The 21289-nt window shown below is 61.9% G+C and carries 23 protein-coding genes; 16 read left to right on the top strand and 7 right to left on the bottom strand.

Features of this window, described 5'->3' with window-relative positions; genetic code table 11:
* Nucleotides 1–330 precede the first annotated feature (330 nt).
* Nucleotides 331–1002 carry a response regulator gene (locus HS968_RS18460; RefSeq protein WP_119693069.1) on the top strand — a complete coding sequence of 224 codons (672 nt, stop codon included), beginning with the start codon at nucleotides 331–333 and terminating at the stop codon, nucleotides 1000–1002.
* The gene (locus HS968_RS18455; RefSeq protein WP_182368011.1) at nucleotides 999–2396 is read left to right on the top strand and encodes a sensor histidine kinase; all 1398 of its coding nucleotides are present in this window, start codon (nucleotides 999–1001) and stop codon (nucleotides 2394–2396) included. Before HS968_RS18460 ends, HS968_RS18455 begins: the two co-directional genes overlap by 4 nt.
* Here HS968_RS18455 and HS968_RS18450 read toward each other — a convergent pair.
* From HS968_RS18450 to ygfZ, 3 genes are all read right to left on the bottom strand, one after another.
* Nucleotides 2379–3134, bottom strand: a complete 756-nt coding sequence (locus HS968_RS18450; protein WP_182368008.1) for a substrate-binding periplasmic protein — start codon at nucleotides 3132–3134, stop codon at nucleotides 2379–2381. The genes HS968_RS18455 and HS968_RS18450 overlap by 18 nt on opposite strands.
* A gap of 65 nt (nucleotides 3135–3199) precedes the next feature.
* Nucleotides 3200–4036, bottom strand: coding sequence for an HDOD domain-containing protein (locus HS968_RS18445; protein WP_119693067.1), 837 nt, complete (start codon nucleotides 4034–4036; stop codon nucleotides 3200–3202).
* A gap of 46 nt (nucleotides 4037–4082) precedes the next feature.
* Entirely contained in the window at nucleotides 4083–5024 is a 942-nt protein-coding gene (gene ygfZ, locus HS968_RS18440) for a CAF17-like 4Fe-4S cluster assembly/insertion protein YgfZ (RefSeq protein WP_182368005.1), read from the bottom strand.
* A gap of 145 nt (nucleotides 5025–5169) precedes the next feature.
* Between ygfZ and HS968_RS18435 the strand changes: the two genes are divergently transcribed.
* Complete coding sequence (locus HS968_RS18435; protein WP_106736599.1) at nucleotides 5170–5424, top strand: FAD assembly factor SdhE; 255 nt, start codon at nucleotides 5170–5172, stop codon at nucleotides 5422–5424.
* Entirely contained in the window at nucleotides 5408–5875 is a 468-nt protein-coding gene (locus HS968_RS18430; RefSeq protein WP_182368002.1) for a protein YgfX, read from the top strand. Before HS968_RS18435 ends, HS968_RS18430 begins: the two co-directional genes overlap by 17 nt.
* Here the strand turns inward: HS968_RS18430 and nadB are convergent.
* Nucleotides 5829–7460, bottom strand: coding sequence for an L-aspartate oxidase (gene nadB / locus HS968_RS18425; protein ID WP_179622182.1), 1632 nt, complete (start codon nucleotides 7458–7460; stop codon nucleotides 5829–5831). The genes HS968_RS18430 and nadB overlap by 47 nt on opposite strands.
* 366 nt (nucleotides 7461–7826) lie before the next feature.
* On the opposite strand from nadB, the gene rpoE reads away from it, so the two are divergent.
* The 11 genes from rpoE (at nucleotide 7827) to pdxJ (ending at nucleotide 17962) form a co-directional block, all read left to right on the top strand.
* Complete coding sequence (rpoE, locus tag HS968_RS18420; protein ID WP_179622181.1) at nucleotides 7827–8408, top strand: RNA polymerase sigma factor RpoE; 582 nt, start codon at nucleotides 7827–7829, stop codon at nucleotides 8406–8408.
* Between the two features lie 30 nt (nucleotides 8409–8438).
* Nucleotides 8439–9011 (top strand): sigma-E factor negative regulatory protein, encoded by a 573-nt coding sequence (locus HS968_RS18415; protein WP_182367999.1) that lies wholly within the window; start codon nucleotides 8439–8441, stop codon nucleotides 9009–9011.
* Between the two features lie 8 nt (nucleotides 9012–9019).
* Nucleotides 9020–9967 carry a MucB/RseB C-terminal domain-containing protein gene (locus tag HS968_RS18410; protein ID WP_182367996.1) on the top strand — a complete coding sequence of 316 codons (948 nt, stop codon included), beginning with the start codon at nucleotides 9020–9022 and terminating at the stop codon, nucleotides 9965–9967.
* Between the two features lie 228 nt (nucleotides 9968–10195).
* Complete coding sequence (locus HS968_RS18405; protein WP_182367993.1) at nucleotides 10196–11620, top strand: DegQ family serine endoprotease; 1425 nt, start codon at nucleotides 10196–10198, stop codon at nucleotides 11618–11620.
* 153 nt (nucleotides 11621–11773) lie between these two features.
* Nucleotides 11774–13573 carry a translation elongation factor 4 gene (lepA, locus tag HS968_RS18400; RefSeq protein ID WP_119693060.1) on the top strand — a complete coding sequence of 600 codons (1800 nt, stop codon included), beginning with the start codon at nucleotides 11774–11776 and terminating at the stop codon, nucleotides 13571–13573.
* Between the two features lie 6 nt (nucleotides 13574–13579).
* Nucleotides 13580–14434 carry a signal peptidase I gene (lepB, locus tag HS968_RS18395; RefSeq protein WP_179622178.1) on the top strand — a complete coding sequence of 285 codons (855 nt, stop codon included), beginning with the start codon at nucleotides 13580–13582 and terminating at the stop codon, nucleotides 14432–14434.
* An 88-nt stretch (nucleotides 14435–14522) separates the two neighbouring features.
* Nucleotides 14523–14900, top strand: coding sequence for a DUF4845 domain-containing protein (locus HS968_RS18390; protein WP_106736591.1), 378 nt, complete (start codon nucleotides 14523–14525; stop codon nucleotides 14898–14900).
* On the top strand, nucleotides 14897–15586 hold the full coding sequence (gene rnc, locus HS968_RS18385) for a ribonuclease III (protein WP_106736590.1): 690 nt from the start codon (nucleotides 14897–14899) through the stop codon (nucleotides 15584–15586). Before HS968_RS18390 ends, rnc begins: the two co-directional genes overlap by 4 nt.
* On the top strand, nucleotides 15579–16481 hold the full coding sequence (gene era / locus HS968_RS18380) for a GTPase Era (protein WP_179622177.1): 903 nt from the start codon (nucleotides 15579–15581) through the stop codon (nucleotides 16479–16481). The genes rnc and era overlap by 8 nt, the downstream gene beginning before the upstream one ends.
* A 52-nt stretch (nucleotides 16482–16533) precedes the next feature.
* Nucleotides 16534–17223, top strand: a complete 690-nt coding sequence (gene recO / locus HS968_RS18375) for a DNA repair protein RecO (protein ID WP_182367990.1) — start codon at nucleotides 16534–16536, stop codon at nucleotides 17221–17223.
* Nucleotides 17216–17962 carry a pyridoxine 5'-phosphate synthase gene (pdxJ, locus tag HS968_RS18370; protein WP_182367986.1) on the top strand — a complete coding sequence of 249 codons (747 nt, stop codon included), beginning with the start codon at nucleotides 17216–17218 and terminating at the stop codon, nucleotides 17960–17962. Before recO ends, pdxJ begins: the two co-directional genes overlap by 8 nt.
* Before the next feature lie 250 nt (nucleotides 17963–18212).
* On the opposite strand, the gene HS968_RS18365 is transcribed toward pdxJ, so the two are convergent.
* The gene (locus HS968_RS18365) at nucleotides 18213–19097 is read right to left on the bottom strand and encodes a LysR substrate-binding domain-containing protein (RefSeq protein WP_182367983.1); all 885 of its coding nucleotides are present in this window, start codon (nucleotides 19095–19097) and stop codon (nucleotides 18213–18215) included.
* A gap of 116 nt (nucleotides 19098–19213) precedes the next feature.
* Between HS968_RS18365 and HS968_RS18360 the strand changes: the two genes are divergently transcribed.
* Nucleotides 19214–19474 (top strand): hypothetical protein, encoded by a 261-nt coding sequence (locus tag HS968_RS18360; RefSeq protein ID WP_182367980.1) that lies wholly within the window; start codon nucleotides 19214–19216, stop codon nucleotides 19472–19474.
* 63 nt (nucleotides 19475–19537) lie between these two features.
* On the opposite strand, the gene cmoB is transcribed toward HS968_RS18360, so the two are convergent.
* Together cmoB and cmoA are read right to left on the bottom strand one after the other, a co-directional pair.
* The gene (cmoB, locus tag HS968_RS18355; RefSeq protein ID WP_182367977.1) at nucleotides 19538–20506 is read right to left on the bottom strand and encodes a tRNA 5-methoxyuridine(34)/uridine 5-oxyacetic acid(34) synthase CmoB; all 969 of its coding nucleotides are present in this window, start codon (nucleotides 20504–20506) and stop codon (nucleotides 19538–19540) included.
* Nucleotides 20503–21246, bottom strand: a complete 744-nt coding sequence (gene cmoA / locus HS968_RS18350; protein ID WP_182367974.1) for a carboxy-S-adenosyl-L-methionine synthase CmoA — start codon at nucleotides 21244–21246, stop codon at nucleotides 20503–20505. The genes cmoB and cmoA overlap by 4 nt, the downstream gene beginning before the upstream one ends.
* Between the last annotated feature and the right edge of the window lie 43 nt (nucleotides 21247–21289).

Genomic DNA, 21289 nt, shown 5'->3' with positions numbered 1-21289 from the left:
GAAAAAATCGCCGGGCGCGATTTTTGACGTCGGCTCCGCCGACGGCCCGTAGGGTTGCCGCCAGGGATGGCAGGCAGCAAAAAATGCCGGGACAATTCCCATGGCCTGCGTGGCTCTGTCATTGGGTGTAGGGTGCGCCGTGCGCACCGACGTGCCAGTACGAGTGTTAGCGGTGCGCACGGCGCACCCTGCCTATCCCGCTCCTGACGTCTGACGAACCGGCATTCCCCTACGAGGGCTGTTTCGACTCGTTCGGCATTTGGGCAATTCACAGCGGCGCTGGCGGCGCTACACTGCGCGCCTCGAACGATCTTGTGGTGGAGGTTTAGGGTGCGAATTCTGCTGGTCGAAGACCATCTGCAACTGGCGGAAAGCGTGGCCCAGGCCCTCAAGGGCGCGGGCTGGACGGTAGACGTACTGCACGATGGCGTGGCCGCCGACCTAGCGCTTTCCAGCGAGGACTATGCGCTGGCCATCCTCGATATCGGCTTGCCGCGGCTCGATGGTTTCGCCGTGCTGGCGCGTTTGCGCGACCGTGGCCAGACCCTGCCGGTGCTGATGTTGACCGCACGTGGCGAGGTGAAGGATCGGGTGCACGGCCTCAATCTTGGCGCCGATGATTATCTGGCCAAGCCCTTCGAGCTCTCCGAGCTGGAGGCGCGGGTCAAGGCGCTGCTGCGTCGCAGCGTACTGGGTGGCGAGCAACTGCAACGCTGTGGCGAGCTGGTCTACGACCTCGGTGCCCGACGTTTCACTCTGGCCGGTGAAGCGCTGACGCTGACTGCGCGTGAGCAGGCGGTGCTGGAAGCGATGATCGCCCGCCTGGGTCGGGTCATGAGCAAGGAGCAGTTGGCGGCTCAGGTTTTCGGCCTGGATGAGGAAGCCAGCCCCGACGCCATCGAGATCTATATCCATCGGCTGCGCAAGAAGCTCGAAGGGCATGCCGTGCGTATCGTCACCTTCCGCGGGCTCGGTTACCTGCTGGAGGCCGTGGAGGCATGACCCGTATCGGCAGCCTGCGCGGTCGCCTGCTGCGCCGATTGGCGCTGCTGTTGTCGGTGATCTTGCTGATCAGCAGCCTCAGTGCCTACTGGAGCGCGCGTCACGCGGCGGATACGGCTTATGACCGTACGCTGCTGGCATCGGCCAGGGCTATCGCCGATGGGTTATACAGTGCCGATAGCGCATTGCGTGCCAACATCCCCTACATGGCACTGGATGCTTTCGCCTATGACAGCGCCGGGCGTATCTACTACCAGGTGCTGGGCCTCGAGGGCGAGCTGATCTCCGGCTACGAAGACCTGCCTTCGGCGCCTGCCGATACACCGCGCACTGAGGATTACCCGGCGCTGGCGCGCTTCTATGACGGTATGTATCGCGGCCAGGGCGTTCGTGTGGTGAGCCTGTTGCAGCCAGTCAGTGAGACCACCATCAAAGGCATGGCGGAAATTCGCGTGGCCGAAACTCAGGGCGCTCGTGAGCGCATGGCCCGAGAGTTGTTGATCGGTACCCTGTGGCGTATCGGCCTGTTGGTGGTGGTAGCGCTGCTGTTGATCTGGGTCGCAGTCAGTCTGGCATTGCGCCCGCTGGAAACCTTGCGCCGTGCGGTGGCCGAGCGCGCCAGCGATGACCTGCGGCCATTGCCAGACGCCGAGTTGCCACGCGAGATCGGCCCGCTGGTCGAGGCGCTGAATCAGTTCAACGAGCGCTTGCAGACGTTGTTCGAGCGGCAGTCGGCCTTTATCGCCGATGCAGCTCATGAACTGCGCACGCCGCTGGCCGCGCTCAAGGCGCGAATCGCCCTGGGGCTGCGTGCCGATAACCCCGAAGACTGGCGTCAGACCCTGGAACAGGCCGCCGAGCACAGCGATCGGCTGACCAACCTGGCTAACCAGTTGCTGTCGCTGGCACGCATCGAAAGTGGTGCGCGGGCCATTACCGAGGGCGGCGCGCAACGTATCGATCTCAGCTTGCTGGCCCGGGAACTGGGTCTGGCCATGGCGCCGCTGGCGCATGCGCGCGGTGTCGCGTTGGCGCTCGAAGCCGAGCAATCGGTCTGGGTCGACGGAGAACCGACCTTGCTCAATGAACTGCTTAGCAACCTGATCGACAACGCCCTGGCTCATACGCCGCCTGGCGGTAACCTGGTGCTGCGGGTTTTGGCGCCAGCGGTGCTGGAGGTCGAGGACGACGGGCCGGGCATTCCCGAAGAGGAGCGCGACAAGGTGTTCGAACGCTTCTATCGACGCAGTACGCAGGGCAGTGGTGCCGGTTTGGGATTGGCTATCGTCGGCGAGATCTGCCGAGCGCACCGTGCGCAGATCAGCCTGCATCAAGCGATGCCGCATGGCTTGCGGGTGCGGGTGGTGTTCCCGGTTTCAGTGCCCGAGGCTTAACGGCTGCTGGATTTCCAGCAGGTACTGCGAAATCTTGCCGCTGTCGCGCAGTCGCGCCAGGCTCTGGTTGAAGCGCTGCATCAGTTCGGCATTGCCTGGCACTTCTCGCGACAGCAGCAGGTGCAGGCTGTCGCTGCGCAGTGGCACCGGGTGAAAACTCAGCAAGCGACGTTCGGCAGCGCTGAATTGTTGATAGAGCAGGTCGAACCCCACCACTTTGTCGACCGGGAAGAGATCGACGCGTCCTGCCAACAACTGGCGCAGGCCCTGTTCATCGCCGGTCAGGCGCACCACATCGATTTCACCGGCCGCTTCAGCCTGCTGAAAGGCATCGCCATAGTCATAGCCGCGCGTAGCGGCGATGCGCAGGCCACGCAAATCCTCGACGCTGCTCCAGTCGAAGTGGCGATTCTTACGGTGGAACAGGTAGTAGCCACTTTCCACCACCGGATCGCTGATGTGAAAGCGCTGCTCGCGCTCGCGGTTATAGAGCCAGACGGCGCTGCCGTCGCGCGTGCCTTGTTCGGCCATCTTCAGCGAGCGTGCCCAGGGGTGGAATTCCCACTGCACTTCGACGTTCTGCAGCGCAAAGGCTTCGGCGACGATGCGTGAGGCGACGCCATGGTGTGGCAGATCCTCGCCCAGATAGGGCGGCCATTCACCGTTGGTCAGACGCACCGTATCGGCAGCATGAGCGCTGCCGAGAATCACAATGAGCAACAGAAGCGTGAGACGCATGGCTCTACTTCCTCAGGCGAATAGCTCGAGTGTAGAGGCAGTCTGCCATCCCTGGCGAGACGCTTTTATTGCAGCATGCTCATCGCTGCTTCCATGGAGGCAGACAGGTCTTCGTCGGCCTGCATGTCGACGTTTGGATCGAGGCCGAGCTTGGCGAAGGCGGGAATCTTGCTCCAGTCCAGCTGGGTGTAAGGGTGTTCGCTGCCCAGGTAGCTTTGCAGGGTGGCGACCTGGACGATATCGACGTAATCGACCTTGGCCGAGTCGCGGCTGAAGTCCAGGTACTGGCTGGGCACGATGGCGATGGGTTCCGGGAACTCCCAGGTGCGCAGGATCTTGTCGCCGATGATCGGGTGGATCTGTTCGATCACGTGGTTGAGGCTGATGGAGTCGGCCAGCAGCTCATTGTGCTCTTCGGCGTAGGTGAGGATCGGCAGTACGCCGATCTGATGCACCAGGCCGGCGAGGGTGGCCTGATCCGGCATCAGGCGAGTGTAGTGGCGGCACAGCACGTGGCAGATACCGGCGATCTCGGTGCTCTTGTTCCACACTTCGCGCATCTTGCGGTCGACCACATCGCTGGTGGCCTGGAACATCTGCTCCATGGCCAGGCCGGTGGCCAGGTTGCAGGTGTAATTGATGCCCAGGCGGCTGACCGCCATCTGCAGGTCGGTGATTTCCTTGTTGGTACGCAGCAGAGGACTGTTGACCACCTTGATGATGCGGGCTGTGAGGGCAGCGTCGTTGCCGATCACCTTGCTGATCTGCGGGATGCCCACATCCGGGTCTTCCGCTGCCTCACGAACCTTCAGCGCCACCTCGGGTAGGGTGGGCAGCACCAGCTCATCGTTTTCGATGGCATGGATCAGTTCCTGTTGGACTTTTTCGGCAAGCTTGCTCATGAAGTGGCTCTCTTAGGCGATCCGGTGCGGCGCCAGGGAAGTTTAGTCAGCGCTGGATTTCCTTGTTGGCATCCAGCTCATAAGGCAGATCGAGAAGGGTCAGCGTTGGGCCATCGTTGCTGCCGAGGTGAATGCGGGCGTCTTTCACGGCATCCTCCTGCAGTACGGCGAGCAACTCCACGGCGTCGCCGGTCTGGGCCGCCAGCACCACTTCGCCGACGCTGGAGCCATGAACCGGCGAGAACAATTCGACGCCGACGGCCGGTAGCGGAGCGCCGATCAGGCGCAGGCGGTGCAGGCGACGTTTGAGTTTGCCGAGGTACTGCATGCGCGCAACGATTTCCTGCCCGGTATAGCAGCCCTTCTTGAAACTCACGCCGCCCAGGGCCTGCAGGTTGATCATCTGCGGAATGAACAGCTCGCGGGTGGCGCCGAGTACCTGGCCGATGCCGGCACGAATCTGGGCCAGCAACCAGTCGTTCAGTGGCGCTTGCGGCAGATGGGCCGCCAGGTGGCTCTGCAGGCGCGCGGCTTCGGCCGCTGGCGCCCAGAGTTCGGCGCGGCCATCGCTCAGGCGTACCGCCAGCAACTGGCCGGCGCTGCTCAGCGAGTCACTGGCATCGCCCAGTTGCAGGCCGAGCTCGCTCAGCACGGCGTCGCCGCCTGCGAGGCCAAAACGTACCCAGTCCTGGCTTTCGTCCCTCAGCTTGGATTTGGAGAATACGGCGTATTTCTGCAGATCGGCCTGTTGCGAGGCGATCAGCTCGCGATCCATGGCGAGCAGGTAACCGTCCTCCACCGCAACGATGCGAAAACTCGACAGCATGCGGCCCTTGGGCGTGCAACGCGCGCCAAGGCTCGATTGCGTCGGGGATAGATAGTTGAGGTTGCAGGTCACTTGGCCCTGCAGAAATTTGGCCGCATCTGCGCCGCGCACGGCGAGCAGGCCTTCGTGGTCGAGGAGGGTGAAGTACGCGCTATCGGCCATGGTAGAAGTGGTATCACTGAGAATAAGTCTGGTGCGCCATCATAGAGGGCGTGATAGGGCCTTGTCAGCGCAATTGCACCGCGTCTCGGTGAACAGCGAAGCAATTCACCGTTATACTGCCGCCCTCGTTTGAGGAGTGCGTTGCATGGTTGAGCAAAGTGAACTGAATCGTCTGTTCTGGCATAGCCGCCGTGGCATGCTGGAGCTTGACGTCCTGCTGGTGCCCTTCGTCAGGGAGGTGTATCCGACTCTGGATGCCGAGAACCAGGCGCGCTACCGCAAGTTGCTGGAGTGCGAGGATCAGGACATGTTCGGCTGGTTCATGCAGCGCGGCGAACCCGAGGATGCTGACCTGCGCCACATCGTGCGCATGATCCTGGATCGTGTCCAACCGCAATGATGTCTTCGAGTGCCGTTGGCAGCCGTCTCGCGCGCTGCTGAGGCTCTATCTGTCGGTTCTGGCGCTGGCCTTGCTGGCGCCCTGGCTGGCCGACATTCCCCTCTGGTCGAAACTGCTGTCGCTGGCTCTGTGCCTGGCGCATGCGGCCTGGGTATTGCCGCGGCATATCCTGTTGTCTTCGGCGCAAGCCTTCACTGGCTTGCGTCGCGATGCGTCGGGCTGGCAGTTATGGAGCGAGGCTCATGGCTGGCAGGCGGTGCAACTGCTTCCCGATAGCCTGGCCTTGCCGCTTGCGGTAGTGCTGCGTTTTCGCTTGCCGGGGCAGCGCTTCGCTCGTGGGCTGTGCATCGCCCGCGATGCGCTGGCGCCCGAGCAGCATCGACGCCTGCGCTTGCGCCTGAAATTCAGCAGGCGACGCTGGGCTGAGCCGGAGGCGTCGGGGTCAGAATAGTGTCGCGGGCTTCGGCCAACTGTTCGGGGTAGTCCAGGGTGTAATGCAGGCCGCGGCTTTCATGGCGCTGCATGGCCGAGCTGATCATCAGTTCGGCCACGAGCGCCAGGTTGCGCAGTTCGATCAAATCCCGGCTGACCTTGTAGTTCGAATAGAACTCGTCGATCTCGTCCAGCAGCAGGCGCACGCGGTGCTGAGCGCGTTGCAGGCGTTTGTTGGTGCGCACGATGCCTACGTAGTCCCACATGAAGCGGCGCAGCTCATCCCAGTTGTGGGCGATGATCACGTCCTCGTCCGAGTCGGTCACCTGGCTGGCGTCCCATTGCGGTAGGTCGCTCGGAGCGCTGATGCTATCGAGTTGGGCGACGATGTCGGCACAGGCCGAGCGGGCGTAGACGAAGCATTCGAGCAACGAGTTGCTGGCCATGCGATTGGCGCCGTGCAGGCCGGTGAAGCTGGTCTCGCCGATGGCATACAGGCCGGGCACATCGGTGCGCCCGTGCTGATCGACCACCACGCCGCCACAGGTGTAGTGCGCCGCGGGTACCACCGGAATGGCTTGTCGGGTGATGTCGATGCCAAAGCCCAGGCAGCGTTCGTAAACGGTGGGGAAGTGGCTTTTGACGAAATCGGCCGGCTTGTGGCTGATGTCGAGATAGACGCAGTCGATACCCAGGCGCTTCATCTCGTGGTCGATGGCGCGGGCGACGATATCGCGTGGCGCCAGCTCGGCGCGCTCGTCGAAGCGCTGCATGAAGCGTTCGCCGTTCGGCAGCTTGAGCAGACCGCCTTCACCGCGTACGGCTTCGGTGACCAGAAAACTCTTGGCCTGCGGGTGGTACAGGCAGGTGGGATGGAACTGGTTGAATTCCAGATTGCCCACGCGGCAACCGGCGCGCCAGGCCATGGCGATGCCATCGCCACAAGCCCCGTCCGGATTGCTGGTGTAGAGGTAGACCTTGGCCGCACCGCCAGTGGCAAGAATCACGAAGCGAGCGCCGAAGGTGTCCACTTCGCCGCGGGCACGATCCAGCACGTAGGCACCGAGGCAGCGATCGCCGTCCAGGCCCAGCTTGCGTTCGGTGATCAGATCGACCGCCACGCGTTGTTCCAGCAGTTCGATGTTCGGGCGTTGGCGAGCCTGTTCCAGCAGGGTGTTGAAGATTGCTGCGCCAGTGGCATCTGCTGCGTGAATGATGCGCCGGTGGCTATGGCCGCCCTCGCGGGTCAGGTGGAATTCGAAGCCGCCATCCTCGCGTGCTGTCTCATCGTCACGGGTGAAGGGGACGCCTTGATCGATCAGCCACTGGATAGCCTCGCGGCTGTGTTCCACGGTAAAACGAACGGCATCCTCGCGGCACAGGCCGGCGCCGGCATCAAGGGTGTCGGCGACGTGGGATTCCACCGTGTCGGTGTCATCCAGCACGGCTGCTACGCCACCCTGCGCCCAATAGGTCGAGCCGTTGGCGAGGTTGCCTTTGCTCAGAACCGCGATGCGCAAATGAGGAGGAAGAGTGAGGGCGAGAGTCAGGCCAGCGGCGCCGCTGCCGATGACCAGAACGTCGTGCTGGAAATGTTGGCTCATGTCGAGTTCCGCGTGAAAGCGAGCCCTAGTATATAGAGAGGGGCAGCGGCACAATAGCCAGCTTATGACCGACCGTGGTGCTCGGGAACTTTCTTAGTCTTTAAGGTTCCATACAGGGTCGCCCATATAAGGGAGAGCGCTTGCGCGTGCCTGCATCTGAAGTCAGCGGAGGGTGTGGAAAATGAGCAGCGATAAGATTATTTGCTCGAGTGGAGAGGTTCTGCTCGCGCCGTTCCAGGCAGAGGGAAGAAAACTCTGCGGGAAGCTTGCTTGGAGGGGAGAACTTTTGCGTAAGGCCCGAGTCTATCTTGGCAAGCTGATTCGCTTACGGGCGCAAGCCTCCTCCAAGCGTAACGAGGAGAGTGCATGCTAACCCCGGAAGATGATCAGCAACTGGTCGAGCGAGTGCAGCGTGGTGACAAGCGTGCCTTCGATCTGTTGGTGCTGAAGTATCAGCACAAGATCCTCGGTTTGATCGTGCGATTCGTGCACGACACTCACGAGGCTCAGGATGTCGCTCAGGAGGCGTTCGTAAAAGCCTACCGAGCGCTTGGAAACTTTCGCGGTGACAGCGCGTTCTATACATGGCTGTACCGCATCGCCATCAACACGGCGAAGAACTACCTGGTGTCCCGCGGTCGGCGGCCGCCAGATAGTGATGTCAGTAGCGATGACGCGGAGTTCTATGACGGCGACCACGCCCTCAAGGACATCGAGTCACCGGAACGGGCATTGCTGCGCGACGAGATCGAGGCGACTGTGCATCGAACCATCGCCCAGCTGCCGGATGATTTGCGTACGGCTCTGACCTTGCGTGAGTTTGAAGGTCTGAGTTATGAGGACATCGCTAGCGTCATGCAGTGTCCGGTTGGTACGGTACGTTCGCGGATCTTCCGTGCGCGTGAGGCAATTGATAAGTCCCTGCAACCTCTGTTGCAGGAAGCCTAAGGCAGCGGCGACAGCCAAGAGAGGAACACCATGAGTCGTGAAACCCTGCAGGAATCGCTGTCCGCGGTGATGGATAACGAAGCGGACGAACTGGAGCTGCGGCGCGTGCTTGCAGCCAGTGAGAATGGCGAGTTGCGTGGCACCTGGTCGCGTTATCAGGTCGCCCGGGCAGCCATGCACCGTGAGTTGCTGGTACCGCAGCTGGACATCGCTTCTGCGGTTTCCGCGGCGTTGGCTGAGGAAGCTGCACCTGCTCGCAAGACGCCGATGTGGCGCAGTGTTGGGCGTGTAGCGGTTGCCGCTTCGGTGACTGTTGCCGTGCTGGCAGGTGTACGTTTGTACAATCAGGATGATCTGAGTGGTGCTCAGCTGGCCCAGCAAAGCGCTGCCCCGGCAATCTCGGTACCGCAAGTGCAGGGGCCTGCGCTGCTCGCTGGCTACAACAGCAGCGAAGAAGTCAGCGAAGCCGCTGAACCCGGTACTGCCAGCTGGCACGAACAGCGCCTGCCGACTTACCTGCGCCAGCATGCACAGCAAGCGGTCATGGGCGCCGGTGAGACTGCTCTGCCCTACGCACGAGCTGCCAGCCTGGAAAATCGCTAAGGAATCACATGCGCGCGATCCCTCTCTGTCTGCTCAGTGGCTTGCTGGCGATGCCGGTGCACGCCACTGAGGTGCAGGACTGGCTCAAGCGTCTCGCAGATGCGGAGCGTCAACAGAGCTTTCAGGGCACTTTCATCTACGAGCGTAATGGTAGTTTTTCCACTCATGGCATCTGGCATCGGGTGGGGGAGGGAGGCGAAGTTCGCGAGCGCCTTCTGCAGCTCGATGGCCCTGCCCAGGAAGTGCTCAAGGTAGATGGTCAGGCGCAGTGCGTAAGCGGCGCGTTGGCCGACCAGGTCAGCGAAGGGCAGGCTTGGCCGGCGCGCCATCTCGATGCTGAACAGCTGGGCAACTGGTACGACATCCGTGTCGCAGGGCAGTCTCGTATCGCCGGGCGTGCCGCCGTGGTACTGGTGCTGGCTCCCAAGGATCAGCATCGTTATGGCTTCGAACTGCACCTGGATCGCGAGACGGGTCTGCCGCTGAAATCCTTGTTGCTCAATGAGCGCGGCCAGCTTCTGGAGCGTTTCCAGTTTGCCCAGTTGAATACCGTGGCGCCTGACTCCAGTGATGTACAGCCCAGTTCGCGTTGTCGCCCTGTGCGCCTGCATGCGGTCGACAGCATGGCTGAAGGCAGTTGGCGCTCGGAGTGGTTGCCCCCAGGTTTCACGCTCAATGCCGCCCAGTTGCGGCAACTGCCATCCTCCGATGCGAAAGTCGCCTACCTGATGTATGGCGACGGCTTGGCGCGGTTTTCGGTATTCCTCGAGCCCCTGCAAGGGAGTGTTGTGGACGACGCGCGAAGCCAGTTGGGGCCAACCGTTGCGGTGTCGCGACGTATGAGCACCGATTCGGGTGAGGTCATGGTTACCGTTGTCGGCGAAATTCCATTGGGAACCGCCGAGCGTATTGCCCTTTCCATGCGTGCCGGAGTGCCTGCACAGGCCAGCAAATGAGTGAAGAGTCGGGTGTTATGCGGCATTGTCTGGAGCGCCTGTTGTGCTCCGTTGGTCAATGTCGCTCTGGCCTCGGCTCTCATATTTCTCCTTATCACCGGCGCGCTGGTGTATTTCGCGTTGTGTCGAGAAACCCGCTTTACAACCCGTTGTCCTACGTACGCTGCTGGTGATGATGCCGGTGGCGCACTGAGAGTGTCCGCGTTTCACATGGGGAGTCGTCGTTCGATGAAAAATCTCAAGTCCGTTGCACCGCTGCTGGTTGCAGCGCTGCTGTGGGGGCAGAGTCTGATGGCGCAAGCCAGTCTGCCGGACTTCACCGAGTTGGTGGAGGAGGCCTCGCCAGCGGTAGTCAATATCAGTACGCGGCAGAAGGTTCCCGAGCGCAATGTCGCCGGGCAGCCGGGGATGCCCGATCTGGAAGGTCTGCCGCCGATGTTTCGGGAGTTCTTCGAGCGCAATATTCCGCAGGTGCCGCGCAATCCCGGCGGTCGCCAGCGCGAGGCACAGTCTCTCGGCTCCGGTTTCATCATCTCGCCCGATGGCTATGTGCTGACCAACAACCATGTGGTCGCCGATGCCGATGAAATCATCGTGCGCCTTTCCGACCGCAGCGAACTCGAGGCCAAGCTGATCGGCGCTGATCCGCGCAGCGACGTCGCTTTGCTCAAGGTCGAAGGCTCGGGTCTACCAACCGTGCCGCTGGGCAAGGCTGATGACCTCAAGGTCGGTGAATGGGTGCTGGCCATCGGTTCGCCGTTCGGTTTCGACCATTCTGTGACTGCCGGTATCGTCAGCGCCAAAGGGCGTAATCTGCCGAGCGACAGTTATGTGCCGTTCATTCAGACCGATGTGGCGATCAACCCGGGTAACTCCGGTGGTCCGCTGTTCAACCTGAAGGGTGAAGTGGTCGGCATCAACTCGCAGATTTTCACCCGCTCTGGCGGTTTCATGGGCCTGTCCTTCGCCATTCCGATGGAAGTGGCCATGCAGGTCGCCGATCAGCTCAAGGCTGAAGGCAAGGTAACCCGTGGCTGGCTGGGCGTGGTGATTCAGGAAGTGAACAAGGATCTGGCCGAGTCCTTCGGTCTGGACAAACCGGCCGGTGCGCTGGTCGCTCAGGTGCTGGAGGACGGCCCGGCGGACAAGGGTGGCCTGCAGGTTGGTGACGTTATTCTCAGCCTCAACGGTAAGCCCATCATCATGTCGGCTGACCTGCCGCATCTGGTTGGTGGTCTCAAACCCGGTGAAAAGGCCGAGATGGACGTGGTGCGTGACGGTTCGCGCAAGAAACTCAACGTCACCATCGGCACCTTGCCTGAAGAAGGTCAGGAGCTGGCCTCTACGGGCTCTGTCCAGGGCGGCGAGCGCAGCAACAATCGCCTGGGCGTGACGGTTGCCGAGCTGACGGCCGAGCAGAAGAAAGGGCTCGACCTGAAAGGCGGTGTGGTCGTCAAGGACGTGCTCAACGGTCCGGCAGCCATGATCGGGCTGCGTCCGGGCGATGTGATTACCCACCTGAACAATCAGGCCATCGACTCCACCACCACCTTCACCAAGGTGGCGCAGGAACTGCCGAAGAACCGTTCTGTATCCATGCGTGTATTGCGTCAGGGTCGCGCCAGCTTCATTACCTTCAAGTTGGCGGAATAAGGCTCATATACGACGGAAAAAGGGCGCTTTCGGGCGCCCTTTTGCGTATCTGTCAGTCCGGGTGCCAGACGTGACGCGGCTATCAGGGTTCAGGTACAATCCGCGGCTATTTTCGGCAAGCGTCTTGCCTGTGCCTTCTTCGAGTGTTGATCTGTGAGTGACCTGAGTCATATCCGCAATTTTTCCATCATTGCCCACATTGACCACGGCAAGTCCACCTTGGCTGACCGTTTCATCCAGATATGCGGCGGCTTGACCGCGCGCGAGATGGAGGCTCAGGTACTGGACTCCATGGATCTGGAACGTGAGCGTGGCATCACGATCAAGGCCCACAGCGTTACGCTCTATTACAAGGCGCAGGACGGCATCACCTATCAGCTGAACTTCATCGATACCCCCGGTCACGTCGACTTCACTTACGAGGTCAGCCGCTCGCTGGCGGCCTGTGAAGGTGCGCTGTTGGTGGTCGATGCCGGTCAGGGGGTCGAGGCGCAGTCGGTCGCCAACTGCTACACCGCCATCGAGCAGGGCCTGGAAGTGATGCCCGTGCTGAACAAGATGGATCTGCCCCAGGCCGATCCGGATCGGGTCAAGGACGAGATCGAGAAGATCATCGGTATCGATGCCTCCGAGGCCGTGGCTTGCAGTGCCAAGAGCGGCATGGGCGTCGACGAGGTGCTCGAGCGCCTGGTGCAGACCATCCCGGCACCGACTGGCGAGATTGATGCGCCGCTGCAGGCGCTGATCATCGACTCCTGGTTCGACAACTACCTGGGCGTCGTTTCCTTGGTGCGTGTACGTCACGGCCGGGTGAAGAAGGGCGACAAGATTCTGGTCAAGTCCACTGGCAAGGTGCACCTGGTCGACAGCGTGGGTGTGTTCAACCCCAAGCACACCGCCACGGCTGATCTGAAAGCCGGCGAAGTGGGCTTCATCATCGCCAGCATCAAGGACATTCACGGTGCGCCGGTGGGCGATACCCTGACCCTCAGCTCGACTCCAGACGTCGAAGTGCTGCCAGGCTTCAAGAAGATCCAGCCGCAGGTCTACGCGGGCCTGTTCCCGGTCAGCTCCGATGATTTCGAAGATTTCCGCGATGCCCTGCAGAAGCTGACCCTCAACGATTCGTCGCTGCAATATCTGCCGGAAAGCTCCGACGCCCTGGGCTTCGGCTTCCGTTGCGGCTTCCTCGGCATGCTGCACATGGAGATCATCCAGGAGCGCCTGGAGCGTGAGTACGACCTGGATCTGATCACCACGGCGCCAAGCGTAATCTTCGAGGTCGTGCTCAAGACCGGTGAAACCATTTACGTGGACAACCCGTCGAAACTGCCGGATGTCTCCTCGGTCGAGGATTTCCGCGAGCCGATCGTGCAGGCCACCATCCTGGTGCCGCAGGAGCACCTGGGTAACGTCATCACCCTGTGCATCGAGAAGCGTGGCGTACAGCGCGACATGCAATTCCTCGGTTCGCAGGTTCAGGTTCGCTACGACCTGCCGATGAACGAAGTGGTGCTCGACTTCTTCGACCGTCTGAAGTCGACCAGCCGTGGCTATGCTTCGCTGGACTATCACTTCGACCGTTACCAGTCGGCCAATCTGGTCAAGCTGGACGTGCTGATCAACGGCGACAAGGTCGATGCTCTGGCACTGATCGTGCACCGTGACAATGCCCACTACAAAGGGCGTGCATTGACCGAGAAGATGAAAGAGCTGATTCCTCGGCAGATGTTCGATGTGGCGATTCAGGCAGCCATTGGTGGCCAGATCGTTGCGCGTACCACTGTCAAGGCGCTGCGCAAGAACGTATTGGCCAAGTGCTACGGTGGTGACGTCAGCCGTAAGAAAAAACTGCTGGAGAAGCAGAAGGCCGGTAAGAAACGCATGAAGCAGGTCGGCAACGTGGAAATTCCACAAGAAGCCTTCCTCGCTGTGCTCAGGTTGGATGGCTAAGGGTTTATGTCGATCAATTTCCCGCTCCTGTTGGTTATCGCCGTCGCCGTTTGTGGCCTCCTGGCTCTGATCGATCTGATTCTGCTGGCCCCGCGTCGCCGTGCGGCGATTGCGGCGTATCAGGGGCGGGTCGACGATCCTGAAGACCGGGTGCTGGAGCGCCTGAACAAGGAACCCTTGCTGGTCGAATACGGCAAGTCGTTCTTTCCGGTGCTGGCCATCGTGCTGGTGCTGCGTTCGTTTCTGGTCGAACCCTTCCAGATTCCCTCGGGGTCGATGAAGCCGACCCTGGAAGTGGGCGACTTCATTCTGGTCAACAAGTTTGCCTACGGCATTCGCCTGCCGGTGATCGACACCAAGGTCATCGAGGTGGATAACCCGCAGCGCGGTGACGTGATGGTATTCCGCTACCCCAGCGATCCCACCATCAACTACATCAAGCGCGTGGTCGGTCTGCCGGGCGACAAGATCCAGTACACCCAAGGCAAACGTCTGTTGATCAATGGCGAGCCGGTGGCCGAGAAACTGATCGGCGAAGAAGCTGGCAGCCTGGGCAGCGCGACGCTTTATCAAGAGCGTCTGGGCCAGGTGGAACACACCATCCGCAAGGAAATGACCCGCATGCGCCGCGAACCTGGCGGTGAATGGGTCGTGCCGCAAGGGCACTACTTCATGATGGGTGACAACCGCGACAACTCCAACGACAGCCGTTACTGGCGTGATCGTCATATCCCTCAGGAGCTGTGGGGCATGGTTCCCGACGACCATATCGTCGGCAAGGCCTTCGCCATCTGGATGAGCTGGCCGGAGCCCAAGACCAGCAATCTGCCCAATTTCTCTCGTGTCGGCCTGATTCATTGAGCACTGGCGCGCTGTTCAACGCAGCGCCGCAGGCTATAAATAGTCTAGCCGTCAGGCTTTCCAACAAGACCGTTCATTGGGGACACACATGACTTTCGCGCGTTCGCAGCAGGGGCTTTCCATTCTGGGTTGGCTGGTGGTTCTGGCCGTGGTGGCGTTCTTTGCCAGTACTGCGTTCAAGGTGCTGCCGCATTACCTGGACTATATGTCCATGGAGAAGATCATCACGTCGGTGGAAACCGACAAGGCGGCTGACGTGCGAACCCTCAACGAGTTTTACACCCATGTCAGCAAGGGTATGCAGGTCAACAACATTCGTGACCTGAACATGCGCGACGCTCTGCAGGTGAAAGTCGAGAACAACGAGTTCCTGGTTCACCTCAAATATGAAAAACGCGAGCCGCTGATCGAGAACCTCGATCTGGTGGTGAATTTCGACAAAGAATTTCGTGTACGGATGCCGTGAGTCCCAATTTGTCCCGCCTCGAGCGCCAGCTCGGATATAGCTTCAAGGATCAGGATCTGATGATCCTGGCCCTGACCCATCGCAGTTTCGCCGGTCGCAATAACGAGCGCCTGGAATTTCTCGGTGATGCCATCCTCAACTTCGTCGCCGGCGAGGCGCTGTTCCAGCGCTTCCCGCAGGCCCGTGAAGGTCAGTTGTCGCGCCTGCGCGCCCGCTTGGTCAAAGGTGAAACCCTGGCCGTTCTGGCCCGTGGTTTCGAACTGGGCGAGTACCTGCGCCTGGGTTCCGGCGAGCTGAAAAGCGGCGGTTTCCGTCGTGAGTCGATCCTCGCCGATGCGCTCGAAGCGCTGATCGGCGCCATTTATCTGGATACCGGCATGGACGCGGCACGCGAGCGTGTGCTGGCCTGGTTGAGCAATGAGCTCGACGGCCTGACCCTGGTCGACACCAACAAGGATCCGAAGACGCGACTGCAGGAGTTCCTCCAGTCGCGCGCCTGCGAACTGCCTCGTTACGAGGTGGTGGACATTCAGGGCGAGCCACACTGCCGTACCTTCATGGTCGAGTGCCAGGTGGCCCTGCTCAATGAAAAGACCCTGGGCCAGGGCGGCAGCCGGCGTATCGCCGAGCAGGTCGCCGCGGCTGCGGCGCTGATCGCCCTCGGGGTGGAGAATGGCAATGACTGATGCACCTGTGACCCGCTGCGGCTATGTCGCCATCGTCGGCCGCCCCAATGTGGGCAAGTCGACGCTGCTCAACCACATCCTCGGGCAGAAGCTGGCGATCACCTCGCGCAAGCCGCAGACCACCCGCCACAACATGCTCGGGATCAAGACCGAGGGCGAGATCCAGGCTGTCTATGTCGATACCCCGGGGCTGCACAAGAACAACGAGAAGGCACTCAATCGCTACATGAACCGCAGTGCCAGCACAGCGCTGAAGGACGTCGATGTCGTGGTGTTCGTGGTCGATCGCATGCGCTGGACCGATGAGGATCAGCTGGTTCTGGAGAAGGTGCAGCACGTCAAATGCCCGATCCTGCTGGCGGTCAACAAGGCCGACCGCCTGGAAGACAAGAGCGAGCTGCTGCCGCACCTGAACTGGCTGGCCGAGCAGTTGCCGCAGGCCGAGATCGTACCGATCTCCGCGCTGCAGGGGCAGAACCTCGACACCCTGGAGAAGCTGGTGGGCGAGCGCCTGCCGGAGTCCGAGCATTTCTACCCGGAAGACCAGATCACCGACCGCTCTAGTCGCTTCCTGGCGGCCGAGCTGATTCGCGAGAAGATCATGCGCCAGCTCGGTGCCGAGCTGCCGTACCAGATCACCGTGGAGATCGAGGAGTTCAAGCAGGAAGGTCGCATCCTGCATATCCACGGCCTGATTCTGGTGGAGCGCGACGGGCAGAAGAAGATCATCATTGGCGACAAGGGGGAGCGCATCAAACGCATCGGCCAGGACGCGCGCAAGGACATGGAAACCATGTTCGATTCCAAGGTGATGCTCAACCTCTGGGTCAAGGTCAAAGGCGGCTGGTCCGATGACGAGCGAGCCTTGCGTTCTCTGGGCTATCTGGATCTGTAAGGTGCGCTGATTGCGCACCTTTTCCTAGCCATCTCCAGGCGGTGCTCTTCTCATGATTCCCACCGCCTACGTCCTGCACAGCCGTCCCTACAAGGAAAGCAGCGCGCTGGTGGATTTCTTCACCACCCAGGGGCGTGTGCGCGCGGTGCTGCGTGCCGCGCGTGGCAAGGTCGGCAGCATTGCCCGGCCTTTCGCGCCGCTGGAACTGGAGCTGCGCGGGCGTGGTGAGCTGAAGACCGTTGGTCGTCTGGAAAGCGCCGGCATCCCGTTGTTGCTGACCGGCGAGGCGCTGTTTTCCGGTCTCTACCTCAACGAATTGCTGATTCGCCTGCTGCCGGCCGAAGATCCGCACCCCGTGATGCTCGAACACTATGGCCTCACCTTGCAGGCACTGGCGGCCGGCCGGCCGTTGGAACCCTTGCTGCGTGCATTCGAATGGCGCCTGCTGGACGAGCTGGGCTATGGTTTCGCCTTGGATCGTGATCAGCACGACCAACCCATCGATCCGGCGGCCCTGTATCGCTGGCAACAGGACATCGGCCTGGTGCCAGTGGTACAACTGCAGCCCGGCGTATTCCAGGGCCGCGAACTGCTGGCGATGGCCGAAGCCGACTGGCATACGCCGGGCGCGCTGGCTGCCGCCAAGCGCCTGATGCGCCAGGCGCTGGCACCCCATCTCGGCGGTAGGCCACTGGTCAGCCGCGAACTTTTCATGACGCTCAAGGAGTCCAAGCGTGACTGAGGCCAATTGTATTCTGCTCGGCGTGAACATCGACCACGTCGCCACCCTGCGCCAGGCACGCGGCACGCGCTATCCGGATCCGGTCAAGGCCGCGCTGGACGCCGAAGAGGCTGGCGCCGACGGTATCACCGTGCACCTGCGTGAAGACCGCCGACATATCCAGGATCGCGACGTGCGCGTATTGGCCGACGTGCTGCAGACGCGGATGAACTTCGAGATGGGCGTCACCGATTTCATGCTCGGTTTCGCCGAGCAAATCCGCCCGGCGCATGTCTGCCTGGTACCGGAAACCCGCCAGGAGCTGACCACCGAAGGTGGCCTCGATGTGGCCGGCCAGGAGGCACGCATTGCCGCGGCGGTGGAGCGTCTGACGCTGGCAGGTTGCGAGGTGTCGCTGTTCATCGATGCCGAAGAGCGGCAGATCGAAGCAGCCATGCGCGTCGGTGCTCCGGCTATTGAACTGCACACTGGCCGCTACGCTGATGCTCACACCGCGGAAGAAGCTGCGCATGAGCTTTCGCGCATTCGTGATGGCGTCATCTGCGGTCTGAACCACGGATTGATCGTCAATGCCGGTCATGGCCTGCACTACCACAACGCCGAAGCCGTGGCGGCGATTCCCGGTATCAACGAACTGAACATCGGCCACGCCATCGTCGCCCATGCGTTGTTCGTCGGCTTCAAACAGGCCGTCGCCGAGATGAAGGCGCTGATCGTCGCGGCTGCCAATCGCGGCTAAGCATAGGCGCGCAGGCTAACTGCCGGCCGGGCGGCTGCTCGTAGGGTGCGCTGTGCGCACCAGGCAGGCACTGCGATATTCCCGGTGTGCACGGCGCACCCTACACAGCTTTGCGTGAGCGTCTGAACCCTCTAGCGATAGGCGGGAGCTGGATCATCCGGCCAACGATCGAGCGAACGGCCTCTCGTAGGGTGCGCCGTGCGCACCAGGCAGGCACTGCGATATTCCCGGTGCGCATGGCGCACCCTACTCAGCTCTGCGCGAACGCCTGAACCATCTGCTTGGCGAGCGCCTCGACGGCGTCGTTGCGTTGATGGCCGAGAATCAGCTTGATGTGGTACTCGCCAAGGGCGGGCAAGCCTTGTTCTGCGCCGAGTCGGCGTAGCGGCGGCTTGACCAGGCTGCGCGGGAATGGCGCGATGGCCAGATCGGCGGTCATCGCCGCTTCCTGGCCGGCGCACTGCTCGCACGAATAGGCGATGCGATACGCGAGTCCCTGCCGATCCAGTGCATCGATTGCAGTCCTGCGCCAGGCGCAGCCGGGGTTGGCCAGCGCCAGTGGCAAGGGCGAGCGTTGCATGGCCAGGCCGCCATCGCGTCCGGCCCAGACCAGCTCTTCGGAATAGATCACTTCGCCGCGCGAGTCATCCAGGCCGTCGTTGCCGGCGTTGATCAGGGTCAGATCCAGTTCGCCGGCATCCAGCTTGGCCACCAGATCCACACTGCGCCCCACGTTTACCTCGACCTCCACGGCTGGATGGCTGCGGGCGAACAGCATGAGCACACTGGGTAACACGCGGTCGCCGATATCGTTCGGTGTGCCGAAGCGCACGCGGCCGGTCAGCGTTGGGGTGAGAAAGCGTGCCACAGCCTCCTCGTTGAGTTTGAGCAGGCGCCTGGCGTAGCCCAGCAGCAACTCGCCCTCGGCAGTCAGTTGCACGCGCCTGGCCTCGCGAGTGAACAGGCGCTGGCCAAGGGTTTCCTCCAGACGCTTGATCTGCAGGCTGACGGCCGCCGTGCTGCGAAATACTTGCGCCGCAGTGCGGGTGAAGCTGCCGCTGTCGGCGATGGCGACGAAGGTACGCAGCACATCGCTTTCCAGAAGCGGCAGCGCGGTGGGGGTTGTCGCGTTCATAATCGTTAAATATTACTTAACTTTAGGTTTGATATTTATCGTTTGTTTGAACGATAGGCGCGTTTCATTCTGATCGCAAGCCCGGCCAAAGCCGGCAGCGAAACGGAGGAAGTGCCATGAACAGTTCGAGCAAGCACGACAAGTCGCCTTCGGCCATGCCCGAGTTCTACATGCCGGCCATGTGGCCGCTGGATCTGCAGTGCGCCATCGTCGACTGGGTTGGCGCCTGGTTCTGGCGTCGGCGCATGCGCCGCCTGCTGGTGCAGGATGTACAGGGGCAGATTCGCCTGGGCAGCGCCCGTGGCGTGGTGGAGCAGGGCGCCGCTGAGCCGTTGCGGCTGATCGCTCAGCGGCGGGCGCGTTGGCTGCGGCCGTAGGGTGGGTGCAACCCGCCAATTGCAGTCTGGCGGGGTTGTCCCGCCCTACGAGACTTACTGTACCTAGGGCTTGCGCGCTACCAGCACGGCGCGTGTCGGTGCCGGAAGACCCTCGATGGTGCGGCTGTGGTCGGCCGGATCGAGGAATTCTGGCAGCGACTGGAAGCGCATCCACTCGGTGGCGCGTTGCTCTTCTACCGAGGTGGTGCTGACGTCGACGCAGCGCACATCCTCGAAACCAGCACGGCGCAGCCAGCGCTCCAGCGCGGGCACCGAGGGCAGGAACCAGACGTTGCGCATCTGTGCGTAGCGATCCTCGGGTACCAGCACCTGCTCGGCATCGCCTTCCACCACCAGGGTTTCCAGCACCAGTTCACCGTCCTTGACCAGCGCATCTTTCAGATCGAGCAGATGGTCGATGGGCGAGCGACGGTGGTACAGCACGCCCATGGAGAACACTGTGTCGAAGCCCTGCAGTTTGGCTGGCAGCTCTTCGAAGGCCAGCGGCAGGTGCCAGACCGGCTGATCCGGCAGGTAGTGCTTCATCGCCAGGAATTGGCAGAGGAACAGCCAGTTGGGGTCGATGCCGACCACGCTATCTGCGCCCGCGCCGAGCATGCGCCACATGTAGTAGCCGTTGCCGCAACCGACATCGAGGATGCGCTTGCCGCGCAGGTCGAGGTGCGGGGCGACGCGCTGCCATTTCCAGTCCGAGCGCCATTCGGTGTCGATGTGCACGCCGAACAGTTCGAACGGCCCCTTGCGCCACGGAATCAAGCCCTGCAGGGCAGTCTTCAATTGCGCACGGCTCGCCTCATCGCAGGCGCCGCCAAAGGCGAAGTGTTGAACCAGTTCCACCTCGCTCACCGGCAGGTTCGGCAGCGCCTGCACGGCGCCGTACCAGCGTGTGAGGTCGCCGTGACCGATGGCCAGCTTGGCATCGAGTTGCCCGGGCAGGTCGGCCGTCCATTCCTGCAGCGGGGTACCGGCCAGCTGTGCCTGCAGGGCATCGAGATCCAGATCGCGCATCATGGCAGAGCCACCAGCGAGGCGAAGTTCAGGCACTGGAACCAGGGCAGCACCTTGCTGAAACCGGCGTCTAGCAGGCGCTCGCGATGCTGTTCGAGACTATCGGGCAGCATCACCTTCTCGATGGCGCTGCGCTTCTGCGCGATTTCCAGTTCGCTGTAGCCGTTGGCGCGTTTGAAGGCGACGTGCAGCTCGGTGAGCAGGTCGTGCTCGGCCGCATCCTCGAAACGCAGCTTCTCCGAGAGGATCAGCGCGCCACCGGGCAGCAGAGCCTGGCGAATGCGGGTTAGCAGCTCCAGGCGCCGCTCTGGCGGAATGAATTGCAGGGTGAAGTTGAGCGTGACCAATGAGGTGGGTTGCAGCTCAAGGGCGAGAATGTCGGCCTCGATCACCTCCACCGGCAGCAGCTCCTGGAACATGGCGTCCTGGGCATGCAGGTATTCGCTGCAGCGCGCGACCATGGCCGGCGAGTTGTCCACGGCGATCACCTTGCAGCCATCGACGCGCACGTGGCGGCGCAGGGCCTGAGTCACGGCGCCGAGCGAAGCGCCGAGGTCGTACAGGGTGGTCTGCGGTTGGGCGAACTGGCCGGCCAGCACGCCGATATTCTCGACGATGGTCGGGTAACCGGGTACCGAGCGCTTGATCATGTCAGGAAACACCCGCACCACGTCCTCGTTGAAGACGAAATCGGGCACCTCGGGCAGAGGCTGGGCGAATAGACGATCAGGTTCTTGGCTCACGACGGTCGCAACGGATAGCGGAAAAGGCCGGCATTTTAGCCAA

Source organism: Pseudomonas berkeleyensis, assembly GCF_014109765.1.
GTDB classification, from domain to species: Bacteria; Pseudomonadota; Gammaproteobacteria; order Pseudomonadales; family Pseudomonadaceae; genus Aquipseudomonas; species Aquipseudomonas berkeleyensis.
This window is presented reverse-complemented; position numbering and strand designations above follow the sequence as displayed.

Bases quoted from the DNA above. Each gene is read 5' to 3' on its own strand.
- HS968_RS18455 (WP_182368011.1), top strand. From the start codon at position 999: ATGACCCGTATCGGCAGCCTGCGCGGTCGCCTGCTGCGCCGATTGGCG.
- HS968_RS18450 (WP_182368008.1), bottom strand. From the start codon at position 3,134: ATGCGTCTCACGCTTCTGTTGCTCATTGTGATTCTCGGCAGCGCTCAT.
- HS968_RS18445 (WP_119693067.1), bottom strand. From the start codon at position 4,036: ATGAGCAAGCTTGCCGAAAAAGTCCAACAGGAACTGATCCATGCCATC.
- ygfZ (WP_182368005.1), bottom strand. From the start codon at position 5,024: ATGGCCGATAGCGCGTACTTCACCCTCCTCGACCACGAAGGCCTGCTC.
- HS968_RS18435 (WP_106736599.1), top strand. From the start codon at position 5,170: ATGGTTGAGCAAAGTGAACTGAATCGTCTGTTCTGGCATAGCCGCCGT.
- nadB (WP_179622182.1), bottom strand. From the start codon at position 7,460: ATGAGCCAACATTTCCAGCACGACGTTCTGGTCATCGGCAGCGGCGCC.
- rpoE (WP_179622181.1), top strand. From the start codon at position 7,827: ATGCTAACCCCGGAAGATGATCAGCAACTGGTCGAGCGAGTGCAGCGT.
- HS968_RS18415 (WP_182367999.1), top strand. From the start codon at position 8,439: ATGAGTCGTGAAACCCTGCAGGAATCGCTGTCCGCGGTGATGGATAAC.
- HS968_RS18410 (WP_182367996.1), top strand. From the start codon at position 9,020: ATGCGCGCGATCCCTCTCTGTCTGCTCAGTGGCTTGCTGGCGATGCCG.
- HS968_RS18405 (WP_182367993.1), top strand. From the start codon at position 10,196: ATGAAAAATCTCAAGTCCGTTGCACCGCTGCTGGTTGCAGCGCTGCTG.
- lepB (WP_179622178.1), top strand. From the start codon at position 13,580: ATGTCGATCAATTTCCCGCTCCTGTTGGTTATCGCCGTCGCCGTTTGT.
- HS968_RS18390 (WP_106736591.1), top strand. From the start codon at position 14,523: ATGACTTTCGCGCGTTCGCAGCAGGGGCTTTCCATTCTGGGTTGGCTG.
- era (WP_179622177.1), top strand. From the start codon at position 15,579: ATGACTGATGCACCTGTGACCCGCTGCGGCTATGTCGCCATCGTCGGC.
- recO (WP_182367990.1), top strand. From the start codon at position 16,534: ATGATTCCCACCGCCTACGTCCTGCACAGCCGTCCCTACAAGGAAAGC.
- HS968_RS18365 (WP_182367983.1), bottom strand. From the start codon at position 19,097: ATGAACGCGACAACCCCCACCGCGCTGCCGCTTCTGGAAAGCGATGTG.
- HS968_RS18360 (WP_182367980.1), top strand. From the start codon at position 19,214: ATGAACAGTTCGAGCAAGCACGACAAGTCGCCTTCGGCCATGCCCGAG.
- cmoB (WP_182367977.1), bottom strand. From the start codon at position 20,506: ATGATGCGCGATCTGGATCTCGATGCCCTGCAGGCACAGCTGGCCGGT.